Source organism: Streptococcus sanguinis (genome assembly GCF_050220005.1).
In the GTDB taxonomy this organism is placed as follows: domain Bacteria; phylum Bacillota; class Bacilli; order Lactobacillales; family Streptococcaceae; genus Streptococcus; species Streptococcus sanguinis_Z.
Window position 1 is genome coordinate 286,821 of sequence record NZ_CP071413.1, and the last position, 17,187, is coordinate 304,007.

The 17,187-nt window shown below is 46.0% G+C and carries 13 protein-coding genes; all 13 read left to right on the forward strand.

The features are described 5' to 3' along the window. Window positions 1–86 precede the first annotated feature (86 nt). The 13 genes from ulaG to J1C86_RS01580 all read left to right on the forward strand — a co-directional run bounded on the left by ulaG (window position 87) and on the right by J1C86_RS01580 (window position 17,107). Window positions 87–1,178, forward strand: a complete 1,092-nt coding sequence (ulaG, locus tag J1C86_RS01520) for an L-ascorbate 6-phosphate lactonase (RefSeq protein ID WP_002899062.1) — start codon at window positions 87–89, stop codon at window positions 1,176–1,178. Between the two features lie 298 nt (window positions 1,179–1,476). Beyond that, window positions 1,477–3,453, forward strand: a complete 1,977-nt coding sequence (tkt, locus tag J1C86_RS01525) for a transketolase (protein ID WP_125407608.1) — start codon at window positions 1,477–1,479, stop codon at window positions 3,451–3,453. Window positions 3,454–3,630: 177 nt separating this feature from the next. After that, a complete protein-coding gene (yajC, locus tag J1C86_RS01530) occupies window positions 3,631–3,966 on the forward strand; it encodes a preprotein translocase subunit YajC (protein ID WP_002893835.1) in 336 nt (111 codons plus the stop codon). Between the two features lie 230 nt (window positions 3,967–4,196). Beyond that, window positions 4,197–4,946, forward strand: coding sequence for an isoprenyl transferase (locus J1C86_RS01535; RefSeq protein WP_002907966.1), 750 nt, complete (start codon window positions 4,197–4,199; stop codon window positions 4,944–4,946). A gap of 18 nt (window positions 4,947–4,964) precedes the next feature. After that, window positions 4,965–5,768, forward strand: coding sequence for a phosphatidate cytidylyltransferase (locus J1C86_RS01540; protein WP_125407611.1), 804 nt, complete (start codon window positions 4,965–4,967; stop codon window positions 5,766–5,768). A gap of 228 nt (window positions 5,769–5,996) precedes the next feature. Further along, window positions 5,997–7,253: an RIP metalloprotease RseP gene (gene rseP / locus J1C86_RS01545; RefSeq protein WP_125407614.1), complete on the forward strand. Its 1,257-nt coding sequence runs from the start codon at window positions 5,997–5,999 to the stop codon at window positions 7,251–7,253. Window positions 7,254–7,318: 65 nt separating this feature from the next. Next, window positions 7,319–9,169: a proline--tRNA ligase gene (locus tag J1C86_RS01550; protein WP_002905400.1), complete on the forward strand. Its 1,851-nt coding sequence runs from the start codon at window positions 7,319–7,321 to the stop codon at window positions 9,167–9,169. 90 nt (window positions 9,170–9,259) lie between these two features. After that, window positions 9,260–9,640: a PH domain-containing protein gene (locus J1C86_RS01555; protein ID WP_032905620.1), complete on the forward strand. Its 381-nt coding sequence runs from the start codon at window positions 9,260–9,262 to the stop codon at window positions 9,638–9,640. Window positions 9,641–10,260: 620 nt separating this feature from the next. After that, window positions 10,261–14,649, forward strand: a complete 4,389-nt coding sequence (locus J1C86_RS01560; protein WP_125409561.1) for a PolC-type DNA polymerase III — start codon at window positions 10,261–10,263, stop codon at window positions 14,647–14,649. Window positions 14,650–14,660: 11 nt separating this feature from the next. After that, window positions 14,661–15,347 (forward strand): class I SAM-dependent methyltransferase, encoded by a 687-nt coding sequence (locus J1C86_RS01565; protein WP_260468054.1) that lies wholly within the window; start codon window positions 14,661–14,663, stop codon window positions 15,345–15,347. Window positions 15,348–15,366: 19 nt separating this feature from the next. After that, window positions 15,367–15,519 (forward strand): hypothetical protein, encoded by a 153-nt coding sequence (locus J1C86_RS01570; protein ID WP_011837527.1) that lies wholly within the window; start codon window positions 15,367–15,369, stop codon window positions 15,517–15,519. Between the two features lie 21 nt (window positions 15,520–15,540). Beyond that, the gene (locus J1C86_RS01575; protein ID WP_011837526.1) at window positions 15,541–16,782 is read left to right on the forward strand and encodes an aminopeptidase; all 1,242 of its coding nucleotides are present in this window, start codon (window positions 15,541–15,543) and stop codon (window positions 16,780–16,782) included. A 94-nt stretch (window positions 16,783–16,876) separates the two neighbouring features. Then, entirely contained in the window at window positions 16,877–17,107 is a 231-nt protein-coding gene (locus tag J1C86_RS01580) for a GlsB/YeaQ/YmgE family stress response membrane protein (protein WP_002893807.1), read from the forward strand. The last annotated feature ends 80 nt before the right edge of the window (window positions 17,108–17,187 follow it).

The window sequence follows — 17,187 nt, forward strand, 5'->3', positions numbered from 1 at the left end:
TGTGTTTTATTTGGTCTTTTTTTATCCCTTGAGGCGGACTATACTAGAAGCATAGAAATCAATCAATTTTTGAGGAGGAATGGACTATGCCAAACGTGAAAGACATTACCAGAGAATCTTGGATTTTGTCAACTTTTCCAGAATGGGGCACTTGGCTCAATGAAGAAATTGAAGAAGAAGTAGTGCCAGAAGGCAATTTTGCCATGTGGTGGCTGGGCAACTGCGGTGTCTGGATTAAGACGCCGGGCGGTGCCAATGTCGTCATGGATCTGTGGTCTAACCGAGGAAAATCAACCAAGAAGGTTAAAGATATGGTCAGAGGCCATCAGATGGCCAATATGGCTGGTGTCCGCAAGCTGCAGCCCAATCTGCGCGTGCAGCCGATGGTTATCGATCCTTTTGCTATCAATGAACTAGATTATTATTTAGTTTCTCATTTCCATAGCGATCACATTGACATCAATACCGCAGCGGCTATTGTCAACAATCCTAACTTGGACCATGTTAAGTTTGTCGGACCGTATGAGTGTGGCGAAATTTGGAAAAAATGGGGTGTGCCTGAAGAACGCATCATGGTAATCAAGCCAGGTGAAAGCTTTGAGTTTAAGGACATCAAGGTGACAGCTGTTGAATCATTTGACCGTACCTGTCTGGTGACCCTGCCAGTCGAAGGTGCTGAAGCTCAAGATGGGGAACTGGCGGGACTGGCTGTGACCGATGAAGAAATGGCACGCAAGGCAGTTAACTATGTCTTTGAAACACCAGGCGGAACCATCTATCACGGTGCAGACTCTCACTTCTCTAACTACTTTGCCAAGCACGGTAAGGACTTCCAGATTGATGTAGCTATCAATAACTATGGTGACAATCCTGTCGGTATTCAGGACAAGATGACGTCTATCGACTTACTGCGTATGGCTGAAAACCTGCGGGCCAAGGTCATCATCCCAGTTCACTATGATATCTGGTCCAACTTTATGGCTTCAACGGATGAGATTTTAGCCTTGTGGAAGATGCGCAAAGAGCGCCTTCAATATCAGTTCCATCCATTCATCTGGGAAGTGGGCGGCAAGTATACCTATCCTCTGGACAAAGATAGAATCGAATACCACCATCCTCGTGGCTTTGATGACTGTTTCGAGCAAGAGTCCAATATTCAATTTAAAGCCCTCCTTTAATATTCTTTGAAAATCTTTAAACCTTGTCAGCCCTGCCATGCTGTTTTCAAATTCAGTCCTTGGCTAGCTTTCAAGTTTGCCCTTAGATTTTCATTGATTATAAAATGTTTTTCTACTTGATGAAGCAAAAGTTCAAATGGATAAAGGCTTCAGAAAGTATCCGATGAGTTTATCCCTATCTTGCGATATAGGGATAATTTTCTTATAATAGATATGAGGCAATTTTTATCGTTTCTACGACCATTGTTTATCCTGTTCTGATGTCAGAACAGATTTTAGTAAAAATAAGGAGAATCCAATGTCACAATTATCAGTTAATGCCATTCGCTTTTTAGGGATTGACGCGATTGAAAAGTCTAAGTCAGGTCACCCTGGCGTAGTCATGGGTGCTGCACCGATGGCTTATGACTTGTTTACTAAACAACTTCGTATCAATCCAGAAGAGCCAAACTGGATTAACCGCGATCGCTTCGTCCTGTCTGCAGGACATGGTTCTATGCTGCTTTATGCCTTGCTTCATCTGTCTGGCTTTAAAGATGTCAGCATGGAGGAAATCAAAAACTTCCGCCAATGGGGTTCTAAGACACCAGGTCACCCAGAGTTTGGCCACACAGCTGGTGTTGATGCTACTACTGGCCCACTGGGACAGGGGATTTCTACAGCTACTGGTTTTGCTCAGGCAGAGCGTTTCTTAGCTGCCAAGTATAATCGTGAAGGCTACCCAATTTTCGACCATTACACTTATGTCATCTGTGGTGATGGTGATTTGATGGAGGGGGTTTCAGCTGAAGCTGCTTCTTATGCTGGGCTGCAAAAGCTGGACAAGCTGGTTGTTCTCTATGATTCAAATGATATCAACCTAGATGGAGAGACTAAGGATTCCTTTACAGAAGATGTTCGCGCCCGCTATGAAGCCTACGGCTGGCATACTGCCTTAGTAGAAGACGGAACAGACCTTGCAGCGATTGATGCAGCTATCAATGAAGCTAAAGCTTCCGGCAAACCATCTTTGATTGAAGTCAAGACGGTTATCGGTTACGGTTCTCCAAACAAGCAAGGAACGAATGCAGTTCACGGTGCGCCTCTGGGAGCAGAAGAAGCGGAAGCTACTCGTAAAGCCTTGGGATGGGACTATGCGCCATTTGAGATTCCTGAGGAAGTCTATGCTGACTACCGTCAAAATGTGGCAGAGCGTGGTGCAGCGGCATACGATGCATGGAAGCAGCTAGTAGAGGACTACAAGCAAGCCCATCCAGAGTTGGCAGAAGAAGTAGCAGCTATCATTGCTGGTCAAGATCCAGTAGAGATTAAGCTAGAAGACTTCCCAGTGCTTGAAAATGGCTTCTCTCAAGCGACCCGTAATTCTAGTCAGGATGCCCTCAATGCAGCAGCTAAGGTGCTTCCAACTTTCCTCGGTGGTTCTGCTGACTTGGCTCACTCCAATATGACCTACATCAAGGAAGACGGCCTGCAGGATGACGCTCATCGTCTTAACCGCAATATCCAATTTGGTGTGCGCGAGTTTGCGATGGGTACGATTCTTAACGGTATGGCGCTTCATGGTGGACTTCGCGTTTATGGTGGTACCTTCTTCGTCTTCTCAGACTATGTTAAGGCAGCTGTCCGTTTGTCTGCCCTGCAAGGTTTGCCAGTGACTTATGTCTTCACACACGATTCTATTGCAGTAGGTGAAGATGGACCGACTCACGAGCCGATTGAGCATTTGGCTGGTCTGCGTGCTATTCCAAACCTGACTGTTTTCCGCCCAGCAGATGCGCGTGAAACTCAAGCGGCTTGGTATCTGGCCCTTAAGAGCCAATCTACTCCGACTGCTCTGGTCTTGACCCGTCAAAATCTGACAGTTGAAGAAGGCACAAACTTTGACAAGGTAGCTAAAGGCGCTTATGTGGTCTACGAAACAGGAGCAGATTTTGACACGATCTTGCTGGCTTCTGGTTCTGAGGTTAATTTGGCAGTTGCAGCTGCTAAAGCACTTGCAGCAGAAGGCGCTAAAATTCGTGTGGTCAGCGTGCCATCAACAGAGCTTTTTGATGCTCAAGATGCAGCCTACAAAGAAGAAATTCTGCCAAATGTAGTTCGTCGTCGCGTAGCGATTGAGATGGCAGCTAGCCAGCCTTGGTACAAGTATGTCGGTCTGGACGGTGCAGTTATCGGAATCGACCAGTTTGGTGCATCTGCTCCAGCAGGTAAGGTGCTGGAAGAATACGGCTTTACAGTTGAACACGTAGCAGAAGTTGTTAAAAATCTTAAATAAGAAGACATAAAATCAGGGTGTTAGTCATCCTGATTTTTGCTTTTTAAAAAATGTGGTTAGGCCAGTCATGCTTTGTCCGACTTGAGATGGACTTTGCCTGAAAAGTCAGAATCGTCTTGTAAAAATAAGGGAAATCTGCTATAGTAGTTCATATATGACATTCGAAGGAGAAAAGATATGAATCCAATTATGCTTATTGTATTTGCGGTTGTACTGGTAGGGATGACCTATTTCCAAATGCGTGCTCAAAAGAAACAGGCTCAGCAGCGTATGGAAAGCCTTAACAAGCTACAAAAGGGTTATGAAGTCATTACCATCGGCGGTTTATACGGAACGGTAGATGAAGTGGACACAGATAAAAAGACAGTTGTTCTGGATGTGGACGGTGTTTACCTGACCTTTGAACTGACAGCTATTAAGACTGTACTTCCGTTGACTGAGGGCATTCCTGCTGTTGCTGGCGGTGAAGGAAGCGTTGACGTTCCCGAGGAAGAATCAGCGATTGAAGAGTAAAGAAATAAACAGCTTGCGGGCTGTTTTTTTGTTTTGACCCATGTGGCTAGGAGGTGTCTGGTTTCAAGCTCATTCACCTTGAAGTTTGGATAGGCTGGGTGAGTTTGGTTTTTTTAGTTGACATTCTGTCCTTATTTTAGGTCATCAGGCTTGAAAAAGCGGATGAATTGCCCACATTCCAAGGATTTATGATATAATGAACTGACAAAACTTTAAATAGGATAAAAAGTATGTTTAGTTTTAAGAAAAAAGAAAAGCTGAACGCACCGCTGAATGTTCCCAAACACATTGCTGTCATTATGGACGGTAATGGCCGCTGGGCCAAAAAAAGGATGCAGCCGCGCGTGTTCGGTCATAAGGCTGGCATGGAAACCTTGCAAAGGGTGACGATTGCTGCCAAGGAAATGGGTGTTCAGGTCTTGACTGTCTATGCCTTTTCAACGGAAAATTGGTCTCGGCCGGAAAAGGAAGTTTCCTTTATCATGAATCTGCCGGTTGAATTTTACGACCGCTATGTGCCGGAGCTGCACAAGAACAATGTTAAGATCCAGATGATTGGTGATACGGCTAAGCTTCCTAAGGCGACATTTGAAGCTTTGGAAAAGGCGGAAAGCCTGACCAAGCTCAATACAGGTTTGATTCTCAATTTTGCCCTAAACTACGGTGGACGATATGAGATCAATCAGGCGGTTAAACTGATTGCTCAGGATGTTTTGGATGCCAAACTCAGTCCTGGTGACATTACTGAGGAAGTCATTGGCAACTACCTCTATACCAGCAACTTACCTAAGATGCTGCGCGATCCGGATCTGGTGATTCGGACCAGTGGAGAGTTGCGCCTCAGCAATTTTCTGCCTTGGCAGTCAGCCTACAGTGAGCTGTATTTTACGGATATCCTCTGGCCTGACTTTGATGAGAAGGCTTTGAAGGCTGCAATTGCAGAATACAGCCGTCGGAATCGACGCTTTGGCGGTGTTTAAGGGAGAAAGTAAAAGAGTATGAGTAAAAATTTACAAAAACGTCTAATCTTTGGGGGAATCGCTCTTGCTATTTTTATTCCTCTGGTATTGACAGGAGGCGTCATCTTTCAGATTTTTGTGGGGCTGCTGGCTATGCTGGCGGTGCATGAATTTCTCCAAATGAAAGGTCTGCCGACAGCGACCATCGAAGGTGTCTTAGCCATGCTGGCAGCCTTTGTCCTAACCCTGCCCCTGGAGAACTATCTGAAGTTTCTGCCAGTGGATGGTAATGTCGTGGCCTATGGCTTGGTCGTCTTCCTTCTGCTGATTTCTACTGTTCTAGGTTCCAACTACACCTTTGAAGATGCGGCCTATCCGATTGCAGCTAGTTTTTATGTCGGTCTTGGTTTTAATGCTTTGATTGATGCCCGCTTGATGAATATTGACAAGGTCCTGCTAGCTCTCTTTATCGTCTGGGCTACTGACAGTGGAGCTTATCTGGTCGGAGTGCGTTTTGGTAAAAGAAAGCTGGCGCCAAGAGTTTCTCCTAATAAGACTATTGAAGGAAGCTTGGGCGGTATTCTATCAGCTGTTCTAGTGACTGGAATCTTTATGTTGGTTCGACCGCAAGTGTACGCACCTTATAATGCCCTTGTCTTTTTGATTCTGGCAGTGCTCTTTAGTATTGCAGGCCAGCTAGGTGATTTGGTCGAAAGCTCAGTCAAGCGTCATTTCGGGGTCAAGGATTCTGGTAAATTCATTCCTGGCCACGGCGGTATCTTGGACCGTTTTGACAGCCTTCTCTTCGTCTTTCCGCTTATGCATTTCTTCGGCTTGTTCTAAGACAGTCGTGCATGGCTGAAAGCAAAGGATGGCAAGTTTGTCCAAAGACCGTACAATCTGAGAAGGAGCTGGGATTTGGAGCTCAAAAATTTTGAGTTGAGTTTCTATCCTATTTTCAAGAGTGTCAGCTATGCAGGGGCGGGAAGCTCGGTATTTGGCCGTTTTCTGCTCCTTCTTTGATTTAAAAGCAAAAACAAGATTTCTAGGAAAGGTAAAATATAGAAGTCCATGCAGTTTATAACCTTTATTATTATTTTTGGGATCATTGTGGTGGTCCATGAGTTCGGACACTTCTACTTTGCGAAGAAGTCCGGCATTTTGGTCAGAGAGTTCGCTATCGGTATGGGACCCAAGATTTTCTCCCATATTGGCAAGGACGGGACGGCCTATACGATTCGGATTTTACCCTTGGGGGGCTATGTACGCATGGCCGGCTGGGGGGAAGACTCCACTGACATTAAGGTGGGGACACCGGCTAGTCTGACCTTGGATGCAGAGGGCAAGGTGGTTCGCATCAATCTCTCTGGCAAAAAGGTTGACCAGACAGCTCTGCCCATGAATGTGACCGGCTTTGACTTTGAGGAAAAGCTGGAAATCACAGGTCTGGTCCTTGACGAGCTCAAGACTTATGCAGTAGATCATGATGCAACGATTGTTGAAGAAGACGGCACTGAGGTGAGGATTGCACCGCTGGATGTTCAGTATCAGAATGCTAGTATCTGGGGTCGCCTCATCACCAACTTTGCTGGGCCTATGAATAACTTCATCCTGAGCGTGCTGGTATTTATGCTGCTGGCCTTTGTTCAGGGCGGCGTTCGCGATGAGAACAGCAATCATTTCCAAGTTATGGATGGCAGTGCTATAGCAGCTGCTGGGGTTCAAAATAATGACCAAATCCTTAAGATTAATGACTATGAGATTAGCAACTGGGCGGATCTAACGAGTGCTCTGGCGAAAATCACAGCCAAGAGTAAGGAAGCGCCGACCTTGTCAGTTACCTACAAGCACGGCAGCGAAACGAAAGAGATTACCGTACAGCCTAAAAAAGACGGCAATCGTTATCTGCTAGGGGTATCTCCAACGGTCAAGACAGGCTTCTGGGACAAGGTCATTGGCGGCTTTACTGCAGCTTGGTCTACCACAGTTCGCATTTTGTCAGCTCTGAAAGATATCGTCTTCAACTTCAATATCAATAAGCTGGGCGGTCCGGTCGCTATTTACAATTTCAGCAGTCAGGCTGCAGAGCAAGGCTTGCCGGCAGTCCTTAGCCTTTTGGCCATGCTGTCGCTCAATATCGGTATTTTCAACCTGATTCCCATTCCAGCCTTGGATGGCGGAAAAATCGTCCTCAATATTCTGGAGGCTATCCGCAGAAAACCTCTGAAAAGAGAAACGGAGACCTATATCACTCTGTCTGGAGTGGCTATTATGGTCATCTTGATGATTGCCGTTACTTGGAACGATATTATGAAATTATTCTTCTAAGAGCTCGAAGCTCATAGAGCCATGAAAAAGAAATTATTCAATGAAAGTCAAGGAGTTTTGTTTTTATGAAACAAAGTAAAATGTTAATTCCAACCCTGCGTGAGATGCCTAGCGATGCTCAAGTTATCAGTCACGCTCTGATGCTGCGGGCTGGCTATGTCCGTCAGGTTTCAGCTGGGGTCTATTCTTATCTGCCGCTGGCTAATCGTGTGATTGAAAAAACAAAAAAAATCATGCGGGAAGAGTTTGACAAGATTGGTGCAGTGGAGATGCTGGCGCCTGCCCTGCTCAGTGCAGACCTTTGGCGCGAGTCTGGCCGTTATGAGACCTATGGAGAAGACCTCTATAAGCTGAAAAATCGTGAGAAATCCGACTTTATCTTGGGGCCAACCCATGAGGAAACTTTTACGGCTATCGTCCGTGATTCGGTTAAATCCTACAAACAGCTGCCGCTCAATCTCTATCAGATTCAGCCTAAATACCGCGATGAAAAACGTCCCCGTAACGGACTCTTGCGGACGCGTGAGTTTATCATGAAAGATGCCTACAGTTTCCACGCTAACTATGACAGCTTGGATGTAGCTTATGATGAATACAAGTCTGCCTATGAGAAAATCTTTACCCGCAGCGAGCTGGATTTCAAAGCCATTATCGGTGATGGTGGTGCTATGGGGGGCAAGGACAGTCAGGAATTCATGGCCATTACGCCAGACCGGACGGATTTGAATCGCTGGGTGGTTTTGGACAAGTCTGTAGCCAGCTTTGATGAAATTCCTGAAGATGTTCAGGAAGCTATTCGGACAGAATTGACCAGCTGGATGGTATCTGGTGAGGATACCATCGCTTACTCCAGTGAGTCCAGCTATGCTGCCAACCTTGAAATGGCGACGGATGAATACAAGCCTGCAGGACGTGTCGTGACTGAGGAAGAAGTTGCCCGCGTTTCCACGCCTGACTGCAAGACAATTGACGAAGTTGCTGCCTTCCTTGGACTGGATGAAAGCCAGACAATTAAGACCTTGGTTTACATGGCTGACGAGTCTCCTGTCGTAGCACTTCTGGTCGGCAATGACCAGCTTAATGAAGTCAAGCTGAAAAATCATTTGGCAGCGGATTTCTTTGACGTAGCTAGTGAAGATGAAGTCCGTCAGCTCCTAGGAGCAGGATTTGGCTCACTAGGGCCAGTCAATCTGCCAGAAGGCGTGAGAATCATCGCTGACCGCAAGGTGCAAGACCTGGCTAACGCTGTAGTGGGTGCTAACGAAGATGGTTATCACTTGACTGGTGTCAATCCAGGCCGTGATTTTACCGCTGAATATGTAGATATCCGTGAGGTTCGTGAAGGTGAAATTTCACCGGACGGCCAAGGTGTCCTCAAGTTTGCTCGTGGGATTGAGATTGGACACATCTTCAAGTTGGGAACTCGTTACTCTGACAGCATGAACGCCAATGTCTTGGACGAAAATGGCCGAGCAGTACCGATGATTATGGGTTGTTACGGTATAGGCGTCAGCCGTCTCCTGTCTGCTGTTATGGAGCAGCATGCCCGTCTCTTTGTCAATAAAACTCCTAAGGGTGAATTCCGCTATGCTTGGGGCATCAACTTCCCTAAAGAGCTAGCACCATTTGATGTGCACTTGATTCCGGTCAATGTCAAGGATGAGAAAGCCTTGGCGCTAACTGACCAAATCGAGGCTAACTTGCTAAGTGCTGGTTATGAGGTCTTGGTGGATGATCGCAATGAGCGCGCTGGTGTCAAGTTCAGTGACAGCGATTTGATTGGTCTCCCAATCCGTGTGACAGTTGGTAAGAAAGCTGCAGAAGGCATTGTCGAAGTCAAGATTAAGGCTACTGGCGATACCATTGAAGTCCACGCCGATAATCTGCTAGAAACCTTGTCAATTTTGACAAAATAAAACAAACTGCCAGTTTTGTCTGGCAGTTTTCTTTTGCTTATTGGAGGTGAAAATGCTATAGTAGGAAAAAATAGATTGGAGGACCGAATGATGGGATTATTCAGCGGTTTATTAGGCAATGCCTCTCAGAAAGATATTGAAAAAACAGAAAGACAATTGGAGGATATTCTGACAACAACAGAGAATGTGGAACTGGCTTTTAGCCTCATTCGTGACTTGATTGTCTTTACAGATAAGCGTTTAATCTTGGTCGACAAGCAGGGAATGACTGGCAAAAAGACTTCTTATAAGTCCTTTCCTTATCGCTCTATCAGTCGCTTCTCAGTAGAAACAGCTGGGCATTTCGACTTAGATGCCGAGCTGAAAATCTGGGTTTCCAGCGCTCAAGAGCCAGCAGAAGTCCTGCAATTTACCAGCGACCGCAGCGTCATCGCTATCCAAAAAGCCTTGGCAGAAGCAGTCTTAAGATAGACAGAAAAAGCCTTCTGAGTATTAACTATAAAGTTAAATCACTCAAAAAGCTTTTTTAATAAAAATAAGGCTGTTTTGTTTTAAAAATGTTGCATCAAACCTGAGATTTAAAATTTCTTAAATAGTAGATATTTTTATTAAAAATTTTTAATAAAAATATTTACTATTTTGAGAAGATGGTGTATAATATAATCATGTAAAAAGTATAATTGATTATACTTATATAGAAAAGGAGAAAAGGAGACGCATCAATGTTTAGTTATGCCTCTCCTAACTTGAGCTATTTCTTGTTGTGGAAAAATAGTTTGAAAACATTTAACATTAGATTGAAGCAACCTAATATTAAAGATAATATTTCGTATTCATTCATATTTTATTCTCCTTTCGTATTTTTTACAGCATAAAAATTACATTTGCGGTGAGGCTTTATGCAAATGTGTTTTTTGCTGTTATTTTATTCTAACTCATAATTACATATATGTCAATAGTGTATATGTGTAAAATATTTGATTATGAAATTTTGTTATTGTTGAGAGCGGACCAGTATGGGTCGCTCTTTTTCTATCGAAAAAAGTGCTGATTTATGGTAAAATAGGGTCACTACTGTACGAGGAAATATCATGTCAAACAAGTTTGAAATTTTAATGAATCAGCTGGATATGCCACTGGAAATGAGAAATTCAGAGGCCTTTTTGAATGCTGAAATTGAGAAGGTTCTGGTCCACAAGGTCAGTCGGGTCTGGGAGTTTCATTTTTCTTTTGCGAATATTCTGCCCATTGAGATTTTTCGGGAATTGCAGAAGCGCTTAGCTCAAGAGTTTTCGAAGACGGGCAATCAGGCTATTTTTGAAATTCACTGTCAGGCTCCTCAGCTATCGGATGAGCTCTTGCAGGCTTATTACCAGCAGGCTTTTGAAGAGGGACCTTGTGCCAGTCATGGATTTAAGAGTCTTTATCAGGATTTGCGGGTTCATTTGGATGGGGACAAGCTGCTGATTGAGGGGGCTTCGACCATTGATACGGAGCATTTTCGCAAGAATCACCTGCCCAATCTCAGCCAGCAGCTAGTCAAGTACGGCTTTCCTCAGCTGACCTGTCAGGTTCAGCACAGCGATGAGCTGACCCAGCAGCAAGCGGAGAATTTCCAGGCTGAGAATGACAAGATTGTTCAGGCGGCCAATGAAGAAGCGCTCAAAGCCATGGAATCCCTGCAGCAGATGGCACCACCGCCAGAGGAAAAGCCAGCCTATGACTTCCAAGCTCGTAAGGCTGCGGCTAAACCAAAGCTGGACAAGGCAGAGATTACCCCGATGATTGAAGTTCAGACTGAGGAAAATCGTCTGGTCTTTGAGGGAATGGTCTTTGACCTAGAGCAGAAAGTTACTCGGACCGGCCGGGTCTTGCTCAATTTCAAGATGACAGACTATACTTCCAGCTTCTCCTTGCAGAAATGGATGAAAAACGAAGAAGAAGCCAAGAAGTTTGACATGATTAAGAAAGGTGCCTGGCTGCGCGTGCGCGGAAATGTGGAGATGAACAATTTCACTCGCGACCTGACCATGAATGTACAGGATGTGCAGGCCGTCACCCACTATGAGCGCAAGGATTTGATGCCTGAGGGCCAGAAGCGGGTTGAGTTTCACGCTCATACCAATATGTCTACTATGGATGCCCTGCCTGAGGTAGAGGAAATCGTTGCAACGGCAGCCAAGTGGGGCCACAAGGCTGTCGCCATTACCGACCATGGCAATGTGCAGAGCTTTCCCCATGGCTACAAGGCAGCCAAGAAAGCTGGTATTCAGCTGATTTACGGTATGGAGGCCAATATAGTAGAGGACCGAGTGCCCATCGTCTACAATGAAGTGGACATGGAGCTGAGTGATGCGACCTATGTAGTCTTTGACGTGGAAACAACAGGGCTTTCAGCGGTCTACAATGACTTGATTCAAGTTGCGGCCAGCAAGATGCACAAGGGCAATATCATCGCTGAGTTTGATGAGTTTATCAATCCTGGGCATCCTCTGTCGGCCTTTACGACGGACTTGACTGGGATTACTGATGAGCATGTCCGCAATGCCAAGCCACTGGAGCAGGTGCTGAAAGAGTTTCAGGAATTTTGCCAGGACAGCGTCCTCGTTGCCCATAATGCTACCTTTGACGTGGGTTTTATGAATGTCAACTATGAGCGGCATGGCCTGCCGAAAATCACTCAGCCAGTCATTGACACGCTGGAATTTGCCCGCAACCTCTATCCAGAATACAAGCGTCATGGTTTGGGGCCTTTGACCAAGCGTTTCCAGATTGCTCTGGAGCATCATCACATGGCCAATTATGACGCGGAAGCGACGGGCCGCCTCCTCTTTATCTTTATCAAGGATGTGGCTGAAAAGCATGGTGTGACCAACCTTAAGGATTTGAATACGGATCTGGTCGATGAGAATTCTTACAAGAAGGCTCGGGTCAAGCATGCGACCATTTATGTGAAAAATCAGACGGGGCTCAAGAATATTTTCAAGTTAGTCAGTCTGTCCAATACCAAGTATTTCGAAGGTGTCCCTCGGATTCCACGGACCGTGCTGGATGCCCATCGTGAAGGCTTAATTCTGGGCTCAGCCTGTTCAGAAGGCGAAGTCTATGATGCTGTTGTCTCTCAGGGGGTGGATGCGGCTGTCGAAGTAGCCAAGTATTATGACTTTATCGAGGTTATGCCGCCGGCTATCTATGAGCCACTGATTGCCAAGGAGCAAATCAAGGACCAGGAAGAACTGCAGACCATTATTCGCAATCTGATTGAGGTCGGAGATCGCTTGGGCAAGCCTGTCCTTGCGACGGGGAACGTCCACTATATTGAGCCGGAAGAAGAGATTTATCGTGAAATTATCGTCCGGAGTCTCGGTCAGGGAGCCATGATTAATCGGACCATTGGTCATGGTGAAAATGCCCAGCCGGCTCCGCTTCCTAAGGCTCACTTCCGGACCACCAATGAGATGCTGGATGAGTTTGCCTTTCTAGGCGAGGACTTGGCTAAGAAGCTGGTCATCACCAATCCAAATCAGCTGGCGGAAACTTTTGAGCCGGTAGAGGTGGTCAAGGGCGACCTCTATACGCCTTTCATTGACAAGGCTGAGGAGACAGTTGCCGAGCTGACCTATCAAAAAGCTTTTGAGATTTATGGCAATCCGCTGCCAGATATCGTGGACTTGCGGATTGAAAAAGAGCTGACCTCCATTTTGGGGAATGGTTTTGCCGTGATTTATCTGGCTTCGCAGATGCTGGTGCAACGCTCCAATGAGCGGGGCTATCTGGTAGGCTCGCGGGGGTCTGTCGGATCCAGCTTTGTTGCGACCATGATTGGGATTACCGAGGTTAATCCTCTATCGCCCCACTATGTCTGTGGCAAATGCCAATACAGCGAGTTCATTACAGACGGCTCCTATGGTTCTGGCTTTGATATGCCGGATAAGGACTGCCCAGAGTGCGGCCACAAGCTGAGCAAGAACGGTCAGGATATTCCATTTGAGACCTTCCTTGGATTTGACGGAGACAAGGTACCCGATATTGACTTGAACTTTTCCGGAGAGGATCAGCCGAGCGCCCATTTGGACGTGCGGGATATCTTTGGTTCAGAATACGCCTTTCGGGCTGGTACCGTTGGTACCGTTGCGGCTAAGACGGCCTATGGATTTGTCAAGGGCTACGAGCGCGACTACGGGAAGTTCTACCGGGACGCCGAAGTTGAGCGTCTGGCGCAGGGAGCTGCCGGAGTCAAGCGGACGACTGGACAACATCCGGGCGGAATCGTTGTTATTCCTAACTACATGGATGTTTATGACTTTACACCGGTCCAATATCCAGCTGACGATGTGACGGCCGAGTGGCAGACCACCCACTTTAACTTCCATGATATTGATGAAAATGTCCTCAAGCTAGACGTTCTGGGACATGATGATCCGACCATGATTCGGAAGCTTCAGGACTTGTCTGGCATTGATCCTAATGACATTCCTATGGATGATGCTGGCGTCATGGCCCTCTTTTCTGGGACAGACATTCTGGGTGTAACTCAGGAGCAAATCGGCACGCCGACTGGTATGCTGGGGATTCCGGAGTTTGGGACCAACTTTGTACGGGGTATGGTTGATGAGACCCATCCGACGACTTTTGCTGAGCTCTTGCAGCTATCTGGTCTCTCCCATGGTACGGACGTTTGGCTAGGAAATGCTCAAGACTTGATTAAGCAAGGGATTGCCGACCTGTCTACCGTTATCGGCTGTCGGGACGACATCATGGTTTACCTCATGCACAAGGGCTTGGATCCTAAGATGGCCTTTACGATCATGGAGCGCGTGCGGAAGGGCCTTTGGCTGAAGATTTCTGAAGAAGAGCGCAACGGCTACATCGCAGCCATGAAGGAAAACAATGTGCCAGAGTGGTACATCGAGTCCTGTGGAAAGATCAAGTACATGTTTCCCAAGGCCCATGCGGCAGCCTACGTTATGATGGCCCTGCGGGTGGCCTACTTCAAGGTACATCATCCGATTTATTACTACTGTGCCTACTTCTCTATTCGGGCCAAGGCATTTGATATTAAGACCATGAGTGGCGGACTTGATGCCGTCAAACGCCGGATGAGCGAAATCGCTGAAAAGCGCAAGAACAACGAAGCTTCCAATGTAGAAATTGACCTTTATACGACTCTGGAAATCGTCAATGAAATGCTGGAGCGAGGCTTCAAATTCGGAAAGCTAGATCTCTACAAGAGTCATGCGACCGAGTTTCTCATCGAAGGGGACACCCTTATCCCGCCATTCTCTGCCATGGACGGTCTGGGGGATAACGTTGCCCGCCAAGTGGTCAGAGCGCGGGAAGAAGGCGAATTTCTCTCTAAGACAGAACTCCGCAAACGCGGCGGCCTCTCTAGCACCCTAGTCGAAAAAATGGACGACATGGGTATTCTAGGAAATATGCCCGAGGATAACCAGTTGAGTCTGTTTGATGAGTTTTTTTAAGAAGGATGTTTATGGAAAATATTACGGAACAATTTAATGCGGTTGCTTTAGAATATGATTGGGTAACTACTCTTTTGGAAGGCAAGCCCGATTATCTACTGGATAATTTGCCTGACCGTAGAGTTTCCGCTTTGGATATTGGTTGTGGCGGAGGGAATACCTGCATTTTTCTGTCTTCATATTTTCAACATGTGACAGGAATAGATCTTTCTGTGGATTTTCTGCAGATAGCAAAAGATAAAGTAGAAAAAGAAGATTTACAGAATGTAGAATTACTGCAGGATGATTTTTTAACCGCTGTTTTTGAGAAACAATTTGATTTTATTTTCAGTCGAACGACATTTCATCATTTGGACATCCCTGAAGCTTTGGAAAAATTTAAGAAATTACTAAAGCCAGGTGGCATCCTGTTTGTTATGGACAATGTATCAGAAAAGCCCACTCCTTCAACTTGGACCTATGTTGTAGGTGCCTATTTAGATTTTCCTCGACACTGGAAAAGATTCGGCTTGAAAAATGCCAGAAGAATCTTCAAACATAGCACCTCCAAATCTTGGCTCAATCATTTAGCAACAGATCGCTACCTTTCTAAAAAAGGATATGAAGAGATTTATGGGAAGTTGCTGCCAGGCTGTAAATTAATTCAGGATGGTTGGAATATGAAAGTCATCTGGCATCATAAACCAATAGATGGTTAACAAAGGAAAGGACTCTCTCATGAAACTTAGAATAAATGCCGAAGATAAGCCTGCGCAAAAGGTGTTTGATTACCAGCTGGATCTTGATCCAGATACGATTTTGAAAATGACTTCCTTAATTTGCGGAACAGTGGCAGCGGTTAGCCTGCTGTCCTTGTTTAAAGAGAAATAACAAAAGAAAAGGAGAAGCAGCATGGTTCTGCCAAATTTTAAAGAAAATCTAGAAAAATATGCGAAATTATTGGTTGCGAATGGAATTAACGTCCAACCTGGTCACACGGTGGCGCTCAATATTGATGTGGAGCAGCGTGAGCTGGCTCACTTGATTGTCAAGGAAGCCTATGCTCTGGGTGCTCACGAGGTCATCGTCCAGTGGGCGGATGATTTGACGACGCGGGAGAAATTCCTCCATGCGCCGATGGAGCGCTTGGACAATGTTCCAGACTATAAGGTGGCTGAGATGAACTATCTCCTCGAAAAGAAAGCCAGCCGCTTGGGCGTTCGTTCATCTGACCCAGGAGCTTTGAATGGCGTGGATGCCGAGAAATTATCGGCTTCTGCTAAGGCTATGGGGATAGCCATGAAGCCGATGCGGATTGCAACCCAATCCAATAAAGTCAGCTGGACAGTCGCTGCAGCAGCCGGTACAGAGTGGGCTAAGAAGGTCTTTCCAAACGCAGCCAGTGATGAGGAAGCGGTAGACTTGCTTTGGGATCAGATTTTCAAAACCTGCCGTGTCTATGAGAATGATCCAGTAGCCGCTTGGCAGGCGCATGAAGAAAAACTCAGCTCAAAAGCTAAGGTTTTAAACGAGGAGCAATTCACAGCTCTGCACTACACAGCTCCTGGAACTGACTTGACATTGGGCTTGCCCAAGAACCATCACTGGGAGTCAGCTGGCAGTCTAAATGCTCAGGGCGAGTATTTCATTGCTAATATGCCAACAGAAGAGGTCTTTACAGCACCGGACTTTCGCCGGGCAGAAGGTTATGTGACTAGCACCAAGCCTCTCAGCTACAATGGCAACATCATCGAAGGCATCAAGGTGACCTTCAAGGATGGCCAGATTGTGGATATTACTGCTGAAAAGGGAGACCAGGTTATGAAGGATCTTGTCTTTGAAAATGCTGGTGCGCGTGCTTTAGGTGAGTGTGCCTTGGTGCCAGATCCAAGTCCGATTTCCCAGTCAGGCATCACCTTCTTCAATACTCTTTTTGATGAAAATGCTTCTAACCACTTGGCTATCGGTGCAGCCTATGCGACTAGTGTGGTCGGTGGAGAGAATTTCTCTGAAGAAGAGCTTGAAGCAGCGGGTCTCAACCGCTCGGATGTCCATGTGGACTTTATGATTGGCTCTGATCAGATGGATATTGACGGTATCCGTGAAGACGGCAGTCGCGTAGCCATCTTCCGAAATGGAGACTGGGCAATTTAAGATTTCGAGCTGCCTTAAATGGCGCATTCCATAATGATAGCTTCCACTTGCTTCTTGAGAAGCCTTGCTATAAATATAGAAAGAAGGGGAATATATGATTGGTAGTATGTTTGTCGGTTTTATTATCGGCCTTATCGCCGGGGCTATTACCAGCCGTGGGGAACGCATGGGCTGTATCGGAAAAATCCTCTTGGGCTGGTTTGGTTCCTTGATAGGTCAATTTCTCTTTGGCCATTGGGGACCAATGCTGGCTGATACAGCTATTGTTCCATCAGTGTTAGGAGCAGTTATTCTCTTGGCTATTTTCTGGAGACGGGATAGTTAGAATAGAAAAAGAGAAAAAACAACAGCTATACGAAATTATTAGCTGTTGTTTTCTTTGGTCAGTTTACAAACTGTACTTTC

Coding starts and splice junctions, on each gene's coding strand:
- ulaG (WP_002899062.1), top strand. CDS start 87: ATGCCAAACGTGAAAGACATTACCAGAGAATCTTGGATTTTGTCAACT.
- tkt (WP_125407608.1), top strand. CDS start 1,477: ATGTCACAATTATCAGTTAATGCCATTCGCTTTTTAGGGATTGACGCG.
- yajC (WP_002893835.1), top strand. CDS start 3,631: ATGAATCCAATTATGCTTATTGTATTTGCGGTTGTACTGGTAGGGATG.
- J1C86_RS01535 (WP_002907966.1), top strand. CDS start 4,197: ATGTTTAGTTTTAAGAAAAAAGAAAAGCTGAACGCACCGCTGAATGTT.
- J1C86_RS01540 (WP_125407611.1), top strand. CDS start 4,965: ATGAGTAAAAATTTACAAAAACGTCTAATCTTTGGGGGAATCGCTCTT.
- rseP (WP_125407614.1), top strand. CDS start 5,997: ATGCAGTTTATAACCTTTATTATTATTTTTGGGATCATTGTGGTGGTC.
- J1C86_RS01550 (WP_002905400.1), top strand. CDS start 7,319: ATGAAACAAAGTAAAATGTTAATTCCAACCCTGCGTGAGATGCCTAGC.
- J1C86_RS01555 (WP_032905620.1), top strand. CDS start 9,260: ATGGGATTATTCAGCGGTTTATTAGGCAATGCCTCTCAGAAAGATATT.
- J1C86_RS01560 (WP_125409561.1), top strand. CDS start 10,261: ATGTCAAACAAGTTTGAAATTTTAATGAATCAGCTGGATATGCCACTG.
- J1C86_RS01565 (WP_260468054.1), top strand. CDS start 14,661: ATGGAAAATATTACGGAACAATTTAATGCGGTTGCTTTAGAATATGAT.
- J1C86_RS01570 (WP_011837527.1), top strand. CDS start 15,367: ATGAAACTTAGAATAAATGCCGAAGATAAGCCTGCGCAAAAGGTGTTT.
- J1C86_RS01575 (WP_011837526.1), top strand. CDS start 15,541: ATGGTTCTGCCAAATTTTAAAGAAAATCTAGAAAAATATGCGAAATTA.
- J1C86_RS01580 (WP_002893807.1), top strand. CDS start 16,877: ATGATTGGTAGTATGTTTGTCGGTTTTATTATCGGCCTTATCGCCGGG.